Origin of the sequence: Nocardia albiluteola, from assembly GCF_018860155.1 — a bacterium.
Classification (GTDB): domain Bacteria; phylum Actinomycetota; class Actinomycetes; order Mycobacteriales; family Mycobacteriaceae; genus Nocardia; species Nocardia albiluteola.
Window position 1 is genome coordinate 1 of record NZ_JAHKNI010000006.1, and the last position, 17873, is coordinate 17873.

14 protein-coding genes, 1 tRNA gene and 1 pseudogene are annotated in these 17873 nt (G+C 64.1%); 6 read left to right on the plus strand and 10 right to left on the minus strand.

Annotated features, from left to right (window positions below; translation table 11 throughout):
- Nucleotides 1–168: 168 nt before the first annotated feature.
- Nucleotides 169–633: a PPOX class F420-dependent oxidoreductase gene (locus KO481_RS18635; RefSeq protein WP_215918475.1), complete on the minus strand. Its 465-nt coding sequence runs from the start codon at nucleotides 631–633 to the stop codon at nucleotides 169–171.
- Between the two features lie 144 nt (nucleotides 634–777).
- Here KO481_RS18635 and KO481_RS18640 point away from each other — a divergent pair, with 144 nt between their 5' ends.
- Together KO481_RS18640 and KO481_RS18645 are read left to right on the plus strand one after the other, a co-directional pair.
- On the plus strand, nucleotides 778–2670 hold the full coding sequence (locus tag KO481_RS18640; RefSeq protein WP_215918476.1) for a cutinase family protein: 1893 nt from the start codon (nucleotides 778–780) through the stop codon (nucleotides 2668–2670).
- A 170-nt stretch (nucleotides 2671–2840) separates the two neighbouring features.
- Nucleotides 2841–3389, plus strand: a complete 549-nt coding sequence (locus KO481_RS18645) for a YaeQ family protein (protein WP_215918477.1) — start codon at nucleotides 2841–2843, stop codon at nucleotides 3387–3389.
- 7 nt (nucleotides 3390–3396) lie between these two features.
- On the opposite strand, the gene KO481_RS18650 is transcribed toward KO481_RS18645, so the two are convergent.
- From KO481_RS18650 to KO481_RS18660, 3 genes are all read right to left on the minus strand, one after another.
- Entirely contained in the window at nucleotides 3397–4416 is a 1020-nt protein-coding gene (locus tag KO481_RS18650; protein ID WP_245401166.1) for an alpha/beta hydrolase, read from the minus strand.
- Between the two features lie 214 nt (nucleotides 4417–4630).
- The gene (locus KO481_RS18655) at nucleotides 4631–5107 is read right to left on the minus strand and encodes a GNAT family N-acetyltransferase (protein WP_215918478.1); all 477 of its coding nucleotides are present in this window, start codon (nucleotides 5105–5107) and stop codon (nucleotides 4631–4633) included.
- A gap of 46 nt (nucleotides 5108–5153) precedes the next feature.
- Nucleotides 5154–5660, minus strand: a complete 507-nt coding sequence (locus KO481_RS18660) for a pyridoxamine 5'-phosphate oxidase family protein (RefSeq protein ID WP_308166672.1) — start codon at nucleotides 5658–5660, stop codon at nucleotides 5154–5156.
- 398 nt (nucleotides 5661–6058) lie between these two features.
- Between KO481_RS18660 and KO481_RS18665 the strand changes: the two genes are divergently transcribed.
- A tRNA-Asn gene (locus KO481_RS18665) sits at nucleotides 6059–6131 on the plus strand.
- A gap of 36 nt (nucleotides 6132–6167) precedes the next feature.
- Here the strand turns inward: KO481_RS18665 and KO481_RS18670 are convergent.
- The 5 genes from KO481_RS18670 to KO481_RS18690 form a co-directional block, all read right to left on the minus strand.
- A complete protein-coding gene (locus KO481_RS18670) occupies nucleotides 6168–7541 on the minus strand; it encodes a site-specific integrase (protein WP_215918479.1) in 1374 nt (457 codons plus the stop codon).
- Nucleotides 7542–7891: 350 nt separating this feature from the next.
- Nucleotides 7892–8782: a DUF2637 domain-containing protein gene (locus KO481_RS18675; RefSeq protein WP_215918480.1), complete on the minus strand. Its 891-nt coding sequence runs from the start codon at nucleotides 8780–8782 to the stop codon at nucleotides 7892–7894.
- 4 nt (nucleotides 8783–8786) lie between these two features.
- The gene (locus KO481_RS18680; protein ID WP_215918481.1) at nucleotides 8787–9026 is read right to left on the minus strand and encodes a hypothetical protein; all 240 of its coding nucleotides are present in this window, start codon (nucleotides 9024–9026) and stop codon (nucleotides 8787–8789) included.
- Nucleotides 9026–9235: a hypothetical protein gene (locus KO481_RS18685; RefSeq protein ID WP_215918482.1), complete on the minus strand. Its 210-nt coding sequence runs from the start codon at nucleotides 9233–9235 to the stop codon at nucleotides 9026–9028. The genes KO481_RS18680 and KO481_RS18685 overlap by 1 nt, the downstream gene beginning before the upstream one ends.
- A 2-nt stretch (nucleotides 9236–9237) precedes the next feature.
- On the minus strand, nucleotides 9238–9555 hold the full coding sequence (locus KO481_RS18690) for a hypothetical protein (RefSeq protein WP_215918483.1): 318 nt from the start codon (nucleotides 9553–9555) through the stop codon (nucleotides 9238–9240).
- A gap of 306 nt (nucleotides 9556–9861) precedes the next feature.
- Here KO481_RS18690 and KO481_RS18695 point away from each other — a divergent pair, with 306 nt between their 5' ends.
- On the plus strand, nucleotides 9862–10959 hold the full coding sequence (locus KO481_RS18695) for a tyrosine-type recombinase/integrase (protein WP_215918484.1): 1098 nt from the start codon (nucleotides 9862–9864) through the stop codon (nucleotides 10957–10959).
- Nucleotides 10956–13274 (plus strand): tyrosine-type recombinase/integrase, encoded by a 2319-nt coding sequence (locus tag KO481_RS18700; protein WP_308166673.1) that lies wholly within the window; start codon nucleotides 10956–10958, stop codon nucleotides 13272–13274. Before KO481_RS18695 ends, KO481_RS18700 begins: the two co-directional genes overlap by 4 nt.
- Nucleotides 13275–13321: 47 nt before the next feature.
- Here the strand turns inward: KO481_RS18700 and KO481_RS18705 are convergent.
- Nucleotides 13322–14836 (minus strand): annotated as a pseudogene (locus KO481_RS18705) (ISL3 family transposase); the annotation flags it as partial.
- Between the two features lie 1050 nt (nucleotides 14837–15886).
- On the opposite strand from KO481_RS18705, the gene KO481_RS18710 reads away from it, so the two are divergent.
- Nucleotides 15887–17704, plus strand: coding sequence for a DUF262 domain-containing protein (locus KO481_RS18710; RefSeq protein WP_215918485.1), 1818 nt, complete (start codon nucleotides 15887–15889; stop codon nucleotides 17702–17704).
- Nucleotides 17705–17873 lie beyond the last annotated feature (169 nt).

Consider the following 17873-nt stretch of genomic DNA (forward strand, 5'->3'; position numbering starts at 1 on the left):
CCGCCCGCCACTTCGGACTCTGGCCCACCACCATCTCCCGCATCGAACGCGGACTCCAACGCGACGACGAACTCGCCAACACCTACAGACAATGGCTCACAACCGCTTGACAGCAATAGGAGCATCAGGTCGCCGCGAATGTCGTTGCCGCGGCGCCCGGACGCGCGGTCAGGATTCGGCGAGCTGCGGGGGAAAGCCGCCGGTCGCGACGGGGCCCCACCGCTCGATGTGGATGCGGATCAGCGACTTGTCCTGGCGCGCCATGGCCTCTCGGTATTCGTCCCAGTCCGGGTGCTCGCCGGAGATGCAGCGGAAGTATTCGACGAGTCCGTCCAGGGCCTCGGGCATGTCGAGCACCTCGGCCCGGCCGTCGACCTGCACGTAGGGACCGTTCCAGTCGTCGGACAGCACGCAGATCGAGACCCGGGGGTCGCGGCGGGCGTTGACCGCCTTGGCGCGCGCCGGGTAGGTCGAGACCACAAGGCAGCCGTCCGACGCGAGTCCGCAGGTCACCGGCGAGAGTTGCGGGCTGCCGTCGGCCCGGGAGGTCTGCAGCACGGCGCGGTGCCGCGGGCGCAGGAACTCCAGCAGGGCGTCGTGCTCGACGCGGTCGGCGGTGGCGATCCGGGGCATCGGTGATCCTCTCGGGTGGGCGGTGGGACACGATTGTTTGTTCCATCTTGTAACACCGATCGCTCCGGCGACGACTTCTCCGGTGGTGCATGGTCCTCGGGGGGACCGGTTCCGACACTCGTCACTTCGGATATGGGATCGAGCATGGCTTTCAATTTCTCGGCTTGTCGGGACTTCGTGGTGCGGCACCGTATTGCCGCGGCGGTTGCGGCCCCGGTGGCGCTGGGCGCGGCGGCGGTCGTCGCCGTTGCGGTGCTTCCCGCAAACGCTCCGCGAACCGACGCCACACGGCTCACGGCATCGGTGACCGAATGCCACGACATGGTGACCATCTCGATCGCCGGGCGCAACGACAGCCCCAACGCGAGCACGACGAAGATGCTGCTCGGGGCCGATGGCAAGCCGCTGCCGGCCGCGCTGTCGGACGATTACCACAGCACCTGGGAGGATCCGGTCGTCAACGCGCCCAAGAGTGCGGTCGTCAATGGCAATTACGCCGCGGTGTACATCGCGTACCCGGCGAACATGAGCACGTACGAGGACGCGGTGAACACCGGCGTCGCCAACACCGAGAGCGTGATGGAGCAGATCCGCCAGGCCTGCCCCACAACGAAATTCGCGATCGTCGGCTACAGCGAGGGCGCCGACGTGGCGCGCCGCGTCGCGATGCAGATCGGCAATCAGACCGCGCCGCAGAGCGGTACGTACGGCATCGTCGACCCGAAGAACGTCACCGGCGTCGTCATCCTCGCCGACAACGGCCGCTCGGCGAATGAGGCGCCGTTCCCCGGCGCGCAGAATCCCTACGGCAACCCCGACGGCTTCGATACGAAGTATCAGACCGGGGCCACGCCGATCTCCGGGCAGGGCGCCATGCAGGACAACAGCGGCGGGTTCGGCGCGCTGAGCGGCCGGGTCGCCTCGTTCTGCTCCGAGGGCGATCTGACGTGTGCTGCACCCCAGAATATTTCGCTGCTGCAGCTGGCCGCGAACGTCGGCAGGCAGCTGAATGTCGATGGGCTGCAGAACAACGGACTCACCCCGGCGACCGGGCAGGACGTGGCCGTCACCCTGGCCAAGATCGGCTTCAACGCCTTCCAGTACATCCAGTCGCAGCCGAACTGGATGGCGAGCAACGAAACCCTGCTCCAGGTGCTGATCAAGGTCTCCGATCCGGAGTACAAGCCGGGGCAGCAGACGACGGATCCGGCTCCCGCGCAGAATATTTCGAGCAATCAGCTGGAGCCGCTGGCCTACCTGCCGCAGAAGGTGTTCAACGAGATCGTCGGCGACATCGTGACCAATCAGAACACCATCCCGGTGCTCCTGAGCGATCCGTATCAGCTCACCCTGGGGCCCAACGGAACCGGCCACCACTTCGACTACTGGCGCGACTCCAACCCCGCCGACGGTAAGCCGCTGACCTCGGCGCAGTACGCCGCCGCCTGGCTCACCCACCTGGCCCAGCAGGCCCAGTCGGGTCAGAAGGTCGACCCGACCTCGGCGGTGCAGGCGCAGGACGTCGCCTTGGTGAACAAGGACGTGGCCGATACGAAGGCCACCGACGCGCGGAACGCCTCCACACCGACGACGATGACGGTGACCGCACCCGCGAAGCCGACGACAACGAAGAGCCCGGGCGCTACGACGACGACCACGACGACGACCAGCCCGGCCCCGACTACGACGACAACATCGAACGCGAGCCCGACGACCACCACGACCTCGACGACAGCTCCGACAACGACGAGTCCGTCGTCGACCACGACGACGCCCACCGCGTCACCGACCACGACGAAGCCCGCCGCGTCGACGACCACCAAGCCTGCCCCGGCGCAGGCCATCGCCAGAATCCCGGCCGGGCAACTCCCGGCCACCGAGTCGTCGACCCAAACCTCCAGCACGACAACCAAATCGGCGCCGACCACGACCCCGGTGCCGACGACCACGCCGGCTTCGGGCACCACCACGACCGGCGCCCGACCGACCGCGCCGACGACCGAACCTCTTCCGCCGACGACAACCCCCGCCAACTGAATCACCGCGGGTCGTATCCCCGCCGCGGCCCGGAATCGCTCGACCTCCGGGATCGGCTCCGGCTCGTCGACTTCTTCCTCGGTCGGCCGGTCGTAGATCTCGCTGGGCGTGTCGTCCGGCGGGCTTCCGGAAACCAGGTCCTACGACATGGCGGCTAAACTGCTGCACCCATGGCTCTCAGTGCAACCCTGTACACCTTCACCGTCCAGCTGGCCGACGTGGATCGCGGGGTCTATGAGGATCTGGAATTGCGGTTGGCGCGCCATCCCTCCGAGACGGCCGAGTTCATGGTGACGCGCCTGCTGGCCTACTGCCTGGAGTACCGGGACGGAATCGCGTTCAGCGACGGCGGCGTCTCCTCCACCGACGAGCCCGCGGTGCTGGTGCGCGACCTGACGGGGCGCGTGACCGACTGGATCGAGGTCGGTGCGCCGGATGCGGACCGGCTGCACCGCGCCGCCAAGCTGGCCGACAGGGTCGCGATCTATACGCACCGCGAGCCGGCCAAGGTGCTGGCGCCGCTCACCGGCAAGCGCATCCACCGCGCCGAGGAGATCCCGCTCTACGCCTTCGAACGCGCCGCCATCGACACCGCCGTAGCGGCCCTGGATCGCCGCAACACCGCCGGGCTGTCGGTTACCGAACGCCAGCTCTACCTGACCCTGAACGGCGCCGATGTGAGCACCCCGATAACCGAACACCGGATTCCCGGCGCCTGATTCCCGATCAGGCGATGCCGAGCCCGCTGGCCAAGGTCGGCCAGGAATCGTGCAGGGGCGCTTGCCAATACGGCCAGGAGTGGGTTCCGACCGGATAGAACTTCACCGTGGACGGGATGTTCTCGACGTGCAGTTCGGCATCGAAGGCGAGGGTGCAGTCGTGCGCGCCCTTCTCGATCGCCACGGCCTGCGCCTCGGTGGTCGGCCAGGTCCACGACGGGTCGAAGGTGTTGTCCGCGGGTCCCGGTATGCCCGAGGCCACCGAGACGAACAGCGGCTTGCCCCGGAGCGGGCCGGTGTGCAGGACGACGTCGTGCGCGGCCCACTGCGGATTGAGCTCGATGCCCCACATGTTGTCCGGATTGCCGCCACGCTCGATCACCGCGGCCCGCACGTACGCCTGCCCGATGCTGCCGGTGAACAGGCAGCCGCTGTAGGAGCCGACCGCGCGATACAGCGATGGGTTCCGGAAGGCCAGCGCCATCGCGGCCTGGCCGCCCATCGACACCCCGGCCACCGCGTCGACGCCGTTGCCGTGGAAGGTGCCGTCCATCAGCGGCGGAAGTTCCTGTGTCAGAAAGGTTTCCCACTGGTTGTGACCGAGCTTGGGATCGTCGCGCAGCCAGTTGGTGTAGAAGGTGCCGCCGCCGCCCACCGGCATCACGACGGTCACCGGCTTGTTCGAAAAGAAGTTCACCGCATCGGTTTTCAGCGTCCAGGTGCTCTGCCCCTCGGACGCGTCCGCGCCGTTGCCGTCGAGCAGGTAGAGCGTCGGATGCGGGGTGGTGGCGGCCGCAGGCAGCAGCACATCCAGCTGCACCACGCGCTGCAGGGCCGGGGACTGCACGTACACCTCCAGCCACCGGTCGGTGCGCTTGACGATGTGGTCGATCGTGGCCTGCGCCGAGGCCATCGGCGGCGCCACCACCATCAGGGTGAGCATGGCGAACACGGTTCCCGTGATCGTCAGCGCCCGGCGCAGCAGTGCCTGCTGGTGCAGCAGGCGGTCTCTCGCGCCGCGGGTCATCCGAAAACGGTGTGGTGCTGAGAGATTCGAAGCCATGCCTGTCCTGTATCTCGAAAACGTCTGCCGGGGTGGCACTTTACGTTGTTTCGGTCGGGTCGGCGCGCCACGAGGACCCGGACTCCAGGTCGGTTTCATCCCCTAAGGGGCCCGGCGGTCCGCGCGGGTTGCTCGTAAGTATCCGGGGCAGCTTATCCGGCACCGCGGTCGGTGACCGTCATGCTGTCGGGCAGGGAGTGTCGGGGAGGGGCCTCTTGAATCCGATGTGTGTCGGTTCGAAGCCGAGCCGTTCGTAGAACCGGTGCGCCTCGGTGCGGCTCGCGTCCGATGTCAATTGCACCAGCACGCAACCGCGTTCGTGGGCGCGCCGGACACATTCCTCGATCAGCCTCGTGCCCAGCCCGCTGCCGCGCGCCCCGCTCGCGACCCGCACGGCCTCAATCTGCCCGCGCATCGCGCCGCGCCGGGACAATCCGGCCAGGAAGCTCACCTGCGCCGTCCCGACGACCCGCCCCGCCTGCTCGGCCACCAGCAGCAACTGCTTGCCGTCGCTGTCGATGTCACGGAACGCGGACTCGTACGGTTCCAGATCCGACACCGATTCACGCGCGCTACCCAGCGGATCGTCGGCGAGCATGGTCACGATCTCCGGCAGGTCGGCAGCCGTCGCGCGGCGAAAGATGATCTCGTCCATTCGTCGATGACATCACGTCGGAGCCCCCGCTGAAACCGTTTCAGGGTCAGTCCGACGCCTCGGAGTCCCACAGGTGCGACATCATCACCGGATACCGAACCGGTCGTACCTCGGTGAAGGTGATGTCGCGGACGTGAGTGAAATCAGACCACAGCAGCCTGCCGCCCTTCAGCAGCCGCATCGGCCGGACCCGCCGCCGGACCAGCTCGAGCTCGGCGGTGGTCGCGGGACGCCGCGCGGACGCGGTCCCGTACAGCCGAACCCCGGGCGGCGCGCCGAAGCGCCCGGCCAGCAGCGAGCGGAACCAGAACAGCGATCCGCTGTCGACCGCCATCAGGCACACCCGCGGCTCGGCATCCAGATTGCGGGCGAGCGCATCGGTGTATTGATCGAAGTAATAGCCGGTGTGATCCTCACGCAGAAACAGCGTCCCCACCGGCGTGACGTTGGGCATCCCATCCGCACCCACCGACGCGATGGCGAAATGCCCCGTCGACCGTTGCGCCCGCGCCACAACCCGCCGAACCTGCTCCCAGTGCCCCTCGACGTTCACCGCCCACCCCTGCGCATGCCTTCGATCCAGCCGAAACCCATACGTGCGCAAGGGATACCGCTTCCCGTGTGTCGCATGTATCGCAGGCTAACAGCGCCTCGGTCAGCACGCACCACCCTTCGGCAACTCGTCGTTGCCCAGGACCACCTCCGGGCAATGTCTCGCAAGTTTCGATCGGCATTGGTGTGAATCTCATCACGAATGCGCGAACCGAGCCTTCGTTTCGATCCACGCCGACGCCGCCAACGCCCGTCACCCGCTGAAGAACCACCCCGCAACCTCGCCGGACGAACCTCCCCGAGGCGCGTGTATCCCCAGGTAAACACGCGATTTTGGCCGACGGCGACCAATGCGCTAAAGTTTCTCCTCGGCCCGCCCGATAGGACGAGCCGGAGCAATCCCCTATAGCTCAATTGGCAGAGCAGCCGACTGTTAATCGGCAGGTTTCTGGTTCGAGTCCAGATGGGGGAGCCGAAAAGGCCCCTGACCAGCGCGCAAGCGCAAAGGTCAGGGGCCTAATTCGTACCTGGATCTATCTATGGTCCAGAAAGTGTCCATAAACTCTGGGCGCGTCCACTTTCGTCGTGATCTTGTTCGGCATTGTCGTGACCATGCATCACTGCTTCGTGGACCAGGGCAGCCGCCTGGTGATGGACTCGGCCGCGAGCCATGTATTTGCGCTGAGTTCATCGCGGGATCGGCGTATTGCAGCACATCAGCGGTCACGCGCGCGGACAGGCCGGCGTCATCGAGTAGTAGTGCCATGAACTTGCGGAACGAGTAGGGCACCAGATCATCGGGTAGCTCCAACGCTTCTCGGACTCTTTGCCACTGATGCTTGACGTTCACTGGGTCGCGCAGCGTCCAGCCGAACGAGGGAAAAATGAGGTCCACCGTATAGGTCGGCGGCGGCGGGTTTTCGCGCTTCCGTGCTTGCAACCGTTCCCAGCGGCGGTCGAGGATCTCGACGGCGAAATCCGGCAGGGCGATCTCACCCTGTGGATTCTTCAGATCGTTGTCCTTGACGACTCGGACGAGACCTTTGCCTTTGACGCGGATAGCCTTGCCGACGGTGCGGATCGTCTTCTTCTTGCGTTTGTAAAACGGCCACGCCAAACCCAAGATCTGGCTGGGGCGCTGCCCGATGGCCGCGGTGAGCGCCATCAGGTCCGCGAGATCTGCATCCTCGCAATACTCGGCGACGGTCGGCGGTGTGTAGGAACGGATTCCACGCTGCTGCTCGGCTTCGGTGAGCTTGCGTGGACACGGCACGGTCGACCAGTACAGCGAGGCCAGAATGAAACGCAGATTCTCGACCTCGATGACGCCGGCGCCGCCGGTGCGACCCTTGGGTGCGACGTTTTCCGGGATCTCCGCTTCTCGAACAGGATTCACGTCGATCGCCGCCTTACACACCGCGAACCGGAACATACCCGACAGCATCGATCGTGCGTTCAGCATCGATGCGCGCCCATGCCCGTCGGCCACCGAGTCCAGGAAGGCCTCCGCGGTAGCGGTTTTGAACTCGTCGGGCCCGATGCGGCGGTACCCGTACTGCTGAACCAGCATCGCCGCCCAGCGATCATAGGAGCGCAGAGTGCCGTCGGCACGGTCCTTCTTGATCAAGTGCGCGCGGTAGAACGTCCATAGCTGAGCCACAGTGGTCCGCGCTGTCACCTGAGAATCGGTCTCGGGCGACAATAGTGCCGCAGCCGCCCTGACCGCCGCCTCTGCTCGACTTCCATCTCGATCGGGAATCCGGCGGCCGATGCTGTCGTAGTGTTCCGGCGATACCCGCCTCACCCGCCGAGGTTTGCCGATTCGATCTCTGACCCAAGTTGCCGCTTGCCAGTGGCCTGGGCGGATCTCGGTCAAAGTCACGGCACCTGGGACACCCAGCGGGCGAGGCGGTCGGCCGGTCCTAGCCATGGCGGTGATCTCGCCCTTCGTCGGTCTGCATCGCCTCCATAGCGGCGCGGAGGGCACCGACATTCCAGAGATAGCGCCGTCCCCGTCGCTTCGGCTTGGGCAGGGCGAACGGCGCGCTGCCCTCACGGTGCCACCGCCGGAGTACCTCCGGGTGACAATGGATGATTCGAGCGGCCTCGTTCGTGTACGCCCACTCCGAGGACACTGGCGTGTCCGTCGCAGTGACCATAGATGCGACACCGAATTCGTCTGTGTAGGTGGTCATTTGATGGATCCTTTCCCGAATTAACGGATGGGTCGCTCTACTCAGCGGCCAATTCGCGCGCGGCGGTGAGGGTGCGGGTGACGGCCGACGAACTGAGCTCGACGTGTTCGGCGATCCGCGAATGTGACCAGTTCTGTTCGAACTTCAGTCGCAAGATGGTGGCGACCTTGTCCGGGTCGCGGCGGCCGGCGGGGTCGGCGTTGCACACCGATTCGGCGATCTCCGCCCATCGATCCTGCGCACCGGTGGCCTCGATCACGCGCGGCTGCGCCGATTCGATCTCGGCAACAGGCCGCGGAGCGTGTAGTTCGGTTGCGGTTGAGTGGGTCTCGGTGTGGACCTCGCGCACCGACATGGTGGGCACGGTGTCGGTGGTGCGCACCGGGTCGTGGTCGGTGCGCATCGGCTGCGCTGCGGCCTCGTCGGCGGTGCGCGGGCTGCGGGCGAGGACGAGTAGGGCGATGGTGGCCTGTCCGATCGCGCCATCGATGATCAATGGCACCAGTGACCCGAGGTGTCTGGCCATGCCGACTTGGATGGCCAAGGTACGCAAGGCGTCGAACGACAGCCGGAACGCGATCAGTGCGATTGCGCTGGTCAGGAACACAACAAACCAGTAGGCCAGCGTCGCGTTCGCGCGTGCCCGGACGAGTAGCCCGACGCCGTGGGTGGCGGCCAGCAGCGCGACGGGCGGGAACATGGCCACGAATCCGGCGACTACGGCCAACCCGTGCGGTGCGTTGAGCACGGCGTGAACGGTGTTGCCGCCGATGGACATGAGTGCCATGAGGATCAGCTCGCCCCAGAAGAATTGGACCGCGGAGCGTTCGGCGTCGGGGCGCCCGGGGCGGTGTGCACTATCCGGTGCGTTGCGGTGCGCAGCGTCGTTGCTGCGCACCGCGTCCGCATCGGCGCCATTGCCGGTCATGGGTTCACTCCGCCGGGTTCTCGGTCGCGTCGCGGTGTTTAGCGAGGACCTCGGCGAGTCCGTCGGCGAGAGCGCGGGCTTCGTGGATACTGATCGGTACCCGCACGAACCCGCCGGCACTCCACACGATTTCGACCACGGGCTGCAGCAGCTGCTTGCCTTCGCCGATGGTCAATGCGGGGTGGTACTGGATCTCGATGTCGGATGACTCGTCGGGCAGCAGGCCCATGTTGAGGTAGGGCATTAGTGGAGCTCCTCGATGGTGTGGGTGGTGGGCAGGTGCAGGTGCTGGCGCAGCTGGGCGCAGCCGGCCCAGACCAGGACCGTGGGCGTGGACACGCACAGGTCCTCGGCGATCCGCGGCCAGCGCCGCCCTCTGGTGCGGGCCCAGAGGACGTAGGTGCCCATCTGGCAGGGCTCGAGGCGCGCGATCAGCGCGGTGAGCACGGTCATGGTTACGCCGCTCCCAACGGTCCGGACACTGGGGTGGCGGGGGTGTCGACGGCGGTGTAGAGCTTGGCGCGCGACTCGTTGGGGTCGGCGCCGACGAAGGTGATCGACAGGGTGTCACCGATGTTGAAGTGCGAGCCGGCCTTCTCCAGGGCGGTACTGATGGCCTGTTCCATGCGCCAGGTCGGGTACAGGTTGCGCGGTCCGGCGGGCGCGTCGAGGGTGATGTAGGCCTGCAGGATCGGGTTGCCCTTCTTGTCGGTGTCGACCTCCCCGGGCGCGCCATTGAACTTCAGCCGGGGCTGCTCGCTGGGGTCGAGCACACGGGAGCCATGCGCCGAAGGTGCAGGTCAGGATCGTGCTGACCCGATTTTGATGCGATTCTGATGCGAATGGGATTCGCATCAAGACCGCGACATGTTCGCAGCAGGGCCGCGTCGAGACCGTGTGTCGGCAGCACGTGAAAAATGGATCTGGCACAAATTTCGTGATCCCGCGTGCCGGGTTGTTCAGTCGCTCAATAGGATTCGCTTTCTCAGTAGGTCGGTTTTCGCGCGGCCGAACATCTGCCGTTTGAGCATCTTAAAAGTTACGTGGAATCTGCCCCAGGGTGATCTTGTCTCCCTGGGATGACCACGGACTTTGGAGGCAGGGTGAACGGCGCGGTGGCGCTGACGGACAAGTGGCCGGTGCTCGGACGGCACGAGCAGGCAGCGGTCTGGCTGGGTATCTGGATTGATCTCGGGCGGGCGCCGCGCACGATCGACGCCTATGCCCGCGGCCTGGCGGAGTATCTGATGGTGTGTGAGCGCGAGCAGGTCGATCCGGTGGCCGCGAGCCGGGCTCACGTTGCGGTGTTCGTGCGGGAGTTGACTTCTCGACCGCATCATCGTGGCACGAATGTGGTGTCGATCGATTCGGGTGCCGGGCTGGCGAATGCGACGATTCAGCAGCGGTTGGTGCCCGTCCGTTTGTTCTACGACCATCTCATGGAAGAGGGTCTGCGGGAGTCCAATCCTGTTGGGCGGGGACGGTATACGCCTGGACGTCACCGGACCGGCGGCGCCGAGCGTGGTCTCGTGCCACGGCTGACGAAACTGCCGTGGATTCCGACCGAACAGCAATGGCACGACGTTCTCGCGGTTGCGGCGTGCGAATCGATCCGCAATCGGGTGATGCTGGCGCTGGCCTACGACGCTGCGTTGCGGCGCGAGGAGTTGTGCTCGCTGCGCACCGAGGATCTGGATCCGGCGCATCGGACGATCCGGGTGCGGGCGGAGACCACGAAGAACCGGCTGGAGCGGGTAGTGCCCTACTCGGCGCCGACGGGTGTGTTGCTGTCGTTGTATCTGCAGCATCGAGCGACCCTCAGCCGGGCTCGTGGCCCGCTGTTCTTGTCGGAGTCGCGCCGCAATCGCGCTGAACCGTTGACGTTGTGGACGTGGTCGAAGGTGGTGCGGCGGGTCGCGCTGGCTGCGGATGTTCCCCGGTTCTCCACGCATACGACCCGGCACTTGTGCTTGACCGACCTGGCGAGAATGGGTTGGGAAATCCATGCGATCGCCAGGTTCGCCGGTCACCGGCACACCGACTCCACGCTTCGGTATATCCACCTGTCCGGCCGGGACCTGGCCGACAAGTTCAACCGGAGTATGCAGCACATCCATGCCCGACGCGTCGCTATGCTAACCGCCGTCGGCACTCCGCTGGCAGGAGGCACCCAGTGACCGCCGGTCACACGATGAAATCCACGGCCGCCCAGGATGATCGATGGATTTCCCCCTTGGCCGGTCGGCATTTCGACACCATGCTCAAGGTTAGCCCCCAGGAGGCTGAGGCGGTCTCCGAGCTCGGTGTTGAGAACTTGAGGCGGTTGAAAAATCATGATCCGGACGCTCCCGGCTGGCGAACGATCCGGCGGCTGCTTCTGCCGATCGACACGGTCAACGCCGGCCTGGACTCGCCACCGACACCTCATCGCCGACGCGCCATGCTGGATGCTGCCGCGGTGCTGCTGGTCCGCTGCGCCGAGACGCGGCAGTCGTTCTGGGGCTGGACGAGCGACGAGTGGACTCACGTGCTGGGCCGCACGCAGACCGAGTTCCACGCCCATGCTCCCGAGTGGGCGCATGACGAGGTGCGTCCTTATCTGGCGACGCATGCCTATCTGTTGGGTTCATTCACGGAGTTCCACCGCCTGGGCAGCTTCCAGCGATTGACGCTGTCCTGGAGGATCTTCGGCAAGGAACGCGTGAACAGTGAGATCGCTCGACTGCGAACGGTGTTGTTGCAGTGGGGATATAAGCTCGGCCGCGACGACGACTCATGGCTGCCGATGGTGACCTGCCAGCTTTTCCTGGCCAACCGCAGCCCGCATCTGGAAGAGCTGAACACCGAGCTGTTCGACCGGTTCCGCAACGACCGGCTGGTCACCGGCGCACGGTTGAACACTTTGTATGCGGTGCAACGCGCGGTGGCGGCGCTAGGTTTCTGCTACCCGCCACGGCTTCGCGTCGGCCACCAGTCAGCCAAAGCGACAGGTGGAGCACCCAGTTGGGAGCGCTGGGTCAATCGCTGGCACACCACCTCGACATTGACACCGCCCACTCGCGACGCGAATCGATCCAATCTGTTGAAGGTCGGCCGCTGGCTCGCGGCCGAATATCCCGACGCCGCCGACCCTGCACAGTGGACTCGTCAGACCTGCGCAGCCTGGGTGGCCGTGCTGGACCGGATGAAGGTCGGCGACTACGTGCAACGCACTGCCGGGCTCGGCGACCGGCTCGGCAAGCCCCTCGAAGCGTCCAGCAAGGAAGGGCAGCTCAGTGCACTGCGACGCTTCTTCAGCGACTGCCAGGAATGGGAGTGGCTGCCGCGCCGTTTCGACCCGTTGCGGGCGCTGGCCACCCCACGCAGCATCGCCGCCCTGCTGGGCCCGGACCCGCGGATTATCGCCGACGATGTCTGGGCGAAACTGCTCTGGGCCGGACTGAATCTGCAGAATGAGGATCTGCCGGAGACCTCGTCTGGGCAGTTCTACCCGTTGGAGCTGGTTCGCGCTGTCACGATCACCTGGCTGTTCGCCGGGCTGCGCAGCAACGAGATCGTCCGGCTGCACATCGGTTGCATCCGATGGCAACACAACGACGCCACGATCACCGCCGACTCCGAGGAAGTTCTGGCACGAGATGCGGTCTGCCTGCTCGACATTCCCACCAACAAGACCGGCACCGCATTCACCAAGCCAGTCGATCCGATCCTCGGCCAGGCCATCCAGGCATGGCAGAACATCCGGCCCGAACAGCCGCGCCTGCTCGACCGGCGAACCGGCGAGCAGGTCGACATGTTGTTCGCCTATCGGGCGCGCCGCGTCGCCACGGTCTACATCAACAACACCGTCATCCCGATGCTCTGCCGCAAGGCAGGAGTTCCCAACGTCGACGTCCGCGGCGCGATCACCAGCCATCGGGCCCGATCGACCATCGCGAGCCAGCTCTACAACGCCAAAGAACCGATGACCCTGTTCGAGCTGCAGGCATGGCTCGGGCACCGTTCCCCGCAATCGACCCAGTTCTACGCAAAAATCTCTCCGAACACCCTGTCCAAGGCATACGACGACGCCGGCTACTTCGCCCGCAACGTCCGCACCATCGAGGTCCTGGTCGACCGCGACGCCGTCACCAGCGGCGCCGCAGCAGCCGGTGAGCCCTGGCAGCACTATGACCTCGGCCACGGATTCTGCACCTACACGTTCTTCGAACAATGCGCCCACCGAATGGCCTGCGCCCGCTGCGACTTCTACACACCCAAAGAATCAAGCAAAAGCCAACTGCTGCAAGCGAAAACAAACCTCCAGCGGATGCTCGTCAGCATCCCACTCACCGACGACGAACAAGCCGCGGTCCAAGACGGGCAAGCCGCCCTCGAACGGCTGCTACAACGGCTCGCCACCATCCCGACACCTGCTGGCCCGACACCACGCCCTGGCGACTCACCGCTGACAGCTACCCAGCTGCCGATCGTCGCCGTCAACCACGGCTGACCAACACTTACTTGACTTTTCAGATTCCACAGAATGATGCGGTTGACGTGGCCTTCGACCGTTCCGCTGCTCCATCGCATGGTCAGCCCGGCGGTGACCGCGTCCTGGTCGCGGCGCAGACCCCGGACGAACGAGTGCAGCGCCGGCTGATCCTGGGCGTCGACCGCAGCCATCCACCGTTCGAGATCTCGCCCGCGCCGCTGGCTCATGATGTCGGCGAACGCGCGGACGTGCCCGGTCAGCGCGGCCAGTTCCGGGCTGACTGCCAGGATCGCATCAAGGCTCACTCGGTGATCGGCAGCGAGGGTGTCGGGGTTGGTCATGATCCAGCTGACGACTTTGCGGACGGACGGCGGCTTGGGTGGCGCGATCGGGACGTGTGTGAAAGCGCGGAAGGGCTGCAGGTAGTTGCGCACCAGCTTCTCGCTGCCTTGGTAGCCGCGGGCCTTGATCTCCTCGAACAGCTGGGTTGCGTTGGTGCAGCCCTCGTTCCACCGCCGGTGCAGGTCGGGCTTGTATGTCTCGAGAAGGCTGACTCGGTATCCGAGGCGGTTGTTGACCAGTAGTTCGTCGGCCGAGGCGGCGCGGGCGAAGCGGCGTGTGGTGCCGCGAGACATGCCCAGCTCGCGGCCAATCGCAAGGATGCTCACGCCCTGGGTCAGCAAGGCATGGACCTCGGTCCAGCGCTGGCGGGTGCGCACCGCGGTGCGATCCTGCCGTTCGCCAGGCGTGGGCGGCCCTGGGAGTATGTCGGCGGCAACCGCTGCGATGTCGGGTCGAACCTGCGGTTCGGGGGCGGTGATCGCGGCGGGCAGGCTGGCGCGGTGGCGTGCCACGGTGCGTTCGACTGCCTCGCCGAGGTTGTGCCAGATGTGCCATCGATCGGCGACCTGCACCGCGTCCGGTGCTCCCGCGGCGGCGCCTTCGGCGTAGGCGCCGGCGCGATCGCGGCAGACGATCTCCACGCCCGGGTGGGCCCGTAACCAGGCCGTGAGAGTGTCGGCGGTCCGGTCGTCGAGCACCTCGATCGGGCGGTGGGTTTGCATGTCGATCAGGATCGTGCCGTAGTGGTGCCCGCGGCGCAGGGCGAAGTCGTCCACGCCCAACACCTGCGGGATCGGGTGGTGCGGATCGGGCAGTGCCCGGATCTGGCGCAGCAGCGTCATCCGGCTCACCGTCGCGGCCAGCTGCCGGGTCAGCCGCGCTCCCGCGCGGCCGCCCAGGGCCAGCGCGACCGCGGACAACGCACGCTGCAAGATCAGCGTGCGACGGGCATACTTGGCCGCCAACTGCGGCACTTGCTCGGTGAAAGTTGTTCTGCCGCAATCGGAGTTGTCGCAGAACAGTCTGCGAACCCGCAACCCGATCAGGACCTCACGGCCGGTGATCGAGGTATCGGACAACCGACGCCGGTAACGGCTGTGGACCCGCCCGGACAGCATCCCGCAGCCGGGACAGCCGACCGGATCCTCACCGGTCGCGGCCTCGATCCGCACCGTCGACCCCGCCGCACGGATCACCTCGATCCGCAAACCGTCCAGATGCGGGAACAGGACCCTCATCAGTTCAAGATCAGAACACTCGCGACATGATGAACTATCAACCGCCCCTTCGCATCCCGAACGGGTCAATCACGAAGTCTGTGCCAGATCCCGGATTGGCGTGCTGTTGACAACCGTGTTGCCGATGCGGTGGTTCGAGTGGGTTCCGCTGACGAATCAGTGCTCGGTTCGGATCGCTTCAGCGGGCAGACCACAAAGGAGTGGATGTTCAGGAGCCCGCGCAACCTCACCTCGCCGGCGAACGCACGCTAGCCGAATTCCGTGCGTTGGTGGTCCCGGTGTCTCGGGACCACGGACAGGTCGGTTCCCTGCCCTACAGTGTCGGTGTGACACCCGCTGGCCAACGAGATGCCTCCCGCTCCCCCTCGACGATCAGGCGACTCCCAACCACTGCAACGCAATTTGGGTGTCGTAGGACCCGGTGACTGGCCCGATGACTTCGAGGACTATCCCACAGTAGGCCATGGTTGGCGTTGGTACGCTTGGGCAGACTGAACCTTCCTCGTATGTGGTGGAGGCACGCCGTCACCAGTTCCGTTGCACAACAACAATATTCATGTCGATCCTGAAAAGCTAGTGAGGATCAGTATCGTCTGTTGGTGCAGGTCTTCCTTCGTGTGGGAGGTCGTGCAGAAGCATCGTGGGTGCTGGATTCGCCCTGGCAATTGTCGCTACTGGTAGTCGAGAGTTGAGCGTGCAGTCGATAGGAAACCGTCTGGTCGTTAGGTTAGTCCACGATCCGTGAGGCAGTTTCATTGTGCAGCTGGGGGTTTCGGTGTGTCCGCACGGCGGACATGTCATCTATGCCGTACCCTTCGTTGCTATGTCAGGGGAGACTGCGAACGTCCAGTGGCCGCGGGGACAATGCTGCCGAACCCCTAGTTTGAGTCATCCGGACAAGTCTTGGCTGAGTCCCGGGCCCCGCCTTCGTCGGAACGGACGTCGGAAGAGCAGCGGGAGTGTGGAGAATGCGGCGCATGCATGCCTCTATTCATTGGAAATTCGAATTCGAGTGATTGGATTGCATTGACAGACACCATAACCCCTGCAATGAGCGCTGCAAGTGTTCGGCCAACAAGTCTGCCAATAAGTAAGCTCCTTGCCAACCGCTCTCCAGCTCGTGTACCGCGATACCAGCGTTCCTACGCCTGGACGGATGAGCAAGTTGGCGATCTTATTGACGATATTAAGCGGCTACTCCCCACGCAAACTGGGACGCGGGGGCACTTCTACGGTGGAATGGTCGCGATTGAGATCGGTGATTCAGCCTCTGCGGAGGGGACGATCTACGAGATTGTTGACGGACAGCAGCGACTCGCAACCTTTTGTCTGCTGCTTGCTCAAATTTCAGCACGCGCTACAGAGCTGAGGTCGGTGGCAAAGTCTCAGGACGCGCCGGAAGTGGAAAGGCGGCTGGAGATACTCGCAAAGGGAATTCATCATGAATTCCTCTACTATCAACGATATGATGTGCGCGAAGGTACTGAATCACGTCAACCTCGTGTGCGGCTGAGTCATGCTGATGATGAGTTTTTCCAAAGCCTTCTCAACGGTGATCAGCCCAATCCATGCCGCGATAGTCATAAGCTTCTAAAGAATGCGGTCGAGCTGCTCAGAAATGAGCTGGTCCGGCCCATCACTCCTGAGTCTGATCTGCAGGGGTCTCTCGAAGTATTACAGCGGCTTCGCGACGCAGTGCTCCGCGACTCATTTGTAATTCATATTGTAAGTGATGAGCGTTCGAGTGGATACCGTCTCTTTACGGTGCTGAACGATCGCGGTGCCCGTCTCACGGTAGCTGATCTTCTGAGGAGCCACACTCTTGAGATGCTAGACGCGGAGCCAGAGTTGTGTAAGAAGGCCGCGCGACTTTGGGATGACATGCTGACGGACGGAGGCGACAATGTCGACGAATTTCTGCGGGTGTATTTCACCTCGTTAACGGGTGGCCGCCCAAGGCGGGATGATCTCTTTGATGAGATGAAGAAATTGATGTTTGCGGCAAATATTGACAGTGGTTTGGTTGTCGACCGGCTGACCGGAATGAGCGACGAACTTAAGGCTTTTCTAGCGATAAGCTCAGGCGTGTGGCCCTATCTGGTTGATCAGCAAGATCAGGCGGTTACGGAATGGCAGCGCTCTCGACTGTTTCGTCTGGTTACTACGCTTCGTCATGAACTGTCGACGCCGCTGCTCCTCGCGGCGCGTGCTCGATGTGATGAGAAGAGTTTCGCTGAGCTTGTACATATTATTGAGATATTTGCATTCCGTTACAAGAATGTCTGTGGAGCTCATGCGGGGCCTGCGAGTAGTTCTTATTATGCGGAGTGTAAACGCTTACGGGGAACGAAGTTAAACGGCCATGTGAGCTTCAGCAGGCTTCGTGAGTCTTTACGCGGTCTTCTTATGAAGCGCGCGCCTGATTCAATTTTCAAAAACTCGCTCGCTGACTATCTGCGTTATGATGCTGGGAGCGCTGCGAAGGCAAACATAAGGCATTTACTCACCATTATCGAGGACTATCGTCCTTGGATTAAGCTCGGAGCTTCCGGGATGCCCGTGCCTGCTATGATCACCGTTACGGACTTGAGTCAGGCGTCAATCGAGCACATATATCCTCAAAATGCTCAGCCCCAAGTTCCGGCTCTTCAGCCATATATCAATCGAATAGGAAACCTGTCGTACTGGAGCCCGCTGGATAATGGTGCTGCCGGAAACCTCTCCTTTGTCGACAAACTACCTGCTTATAGGGCGAGCAAAGTGGGGCTGAACAATGACTTGGGAGTTTTGAGTGTATGGGACCTGGCTGCGCTGCAAGCAAGGGAAACGCAGCTGATCAATGAGGCATGCCTCATCTTTGTTGTGTGACCGACTTCGGTGGTCTTGGCCCGTCCCCGGCGAATGGGACCGCTCGGTATTGGAGGTGATACTGTTCAGATTGGGAAGAGATGTGGAATGGTTTCCTGGTGAATCGTGGCGTGGTCGGGGCTGTTCGAGGCCTCGGTTGCTGGTGAATCTTGGCGGGGTGGCCTTGGTT

Coding starts and splice junctions, on each gene's coding strand:
- KO481_RS18640 (WP_215918476.1), top strand. CDS start 778: ATGGCTTTCAATTTCTCGGCTTGTCGGGACTTCGTGGTGCGGCACCGT.
- KO481_RS18675 (WP_215918480.1), bottom strand. CDS start 8,782: ATGACCGGCAATGGCGCCGATGCGGACGCGGTGCGCAGCAACGACGCT.
- KO481_RS18695 (WP_215918484.1), top strand. CDS start 9,862: ATGACCACGGACTTTGGAGGCAGGGTGAACGGCGCGGTGGCGCTGACG.
- KO481_RS18645 (WP_215918477.1), top strand. CDS start 2,841: ATGGCTCTCAGTGCAACCCTGTACACCTTCACCGTCCAGCTGGCCGAC.
- KO481_RS18655 (WP_215918478.1), bottom strand. CDS start 5,107: ATGGACGAGATCATCTTTCGCCGCGCGACGGCTGCCGACCTGCCGGAG.
- KO481_RS18680 (WP_215918481.1), bottom strand. CDS start 9,026: ATGCCCTACCTCAACATGGGCCTGCTGCCCGACGAGTCATCCGACATC.
- KO481_RS18685 (WP_215918482.1), bottom strand. CDS start 9,235: ATGACCGTGCTCACCGCGCTGATCGCGCGCCTCGAGCCCTGCCAGATG.
- KO481_RS18635 (WP_215918475.1), bottom strand. CDS start 633: ATGCCCCGGATCGCCACCGCCGACCGCGTCGAGCACGACGCCCTGCTG.
- KO481_RS18710 (WP_215918485.1), top strand. CDS start 15,887: ATGAGCGCTGCAAGTGTTCGGCCAACAAGTCTGCCAATAAGTAAGCTC.
- KO481_RS18650 (WP_245401166.1), bottom strand. CDS start 4,416: ATGACCCGCGGCGCGAGAGACCGCCTGCTGCACCAGCAGGCACTGCTG.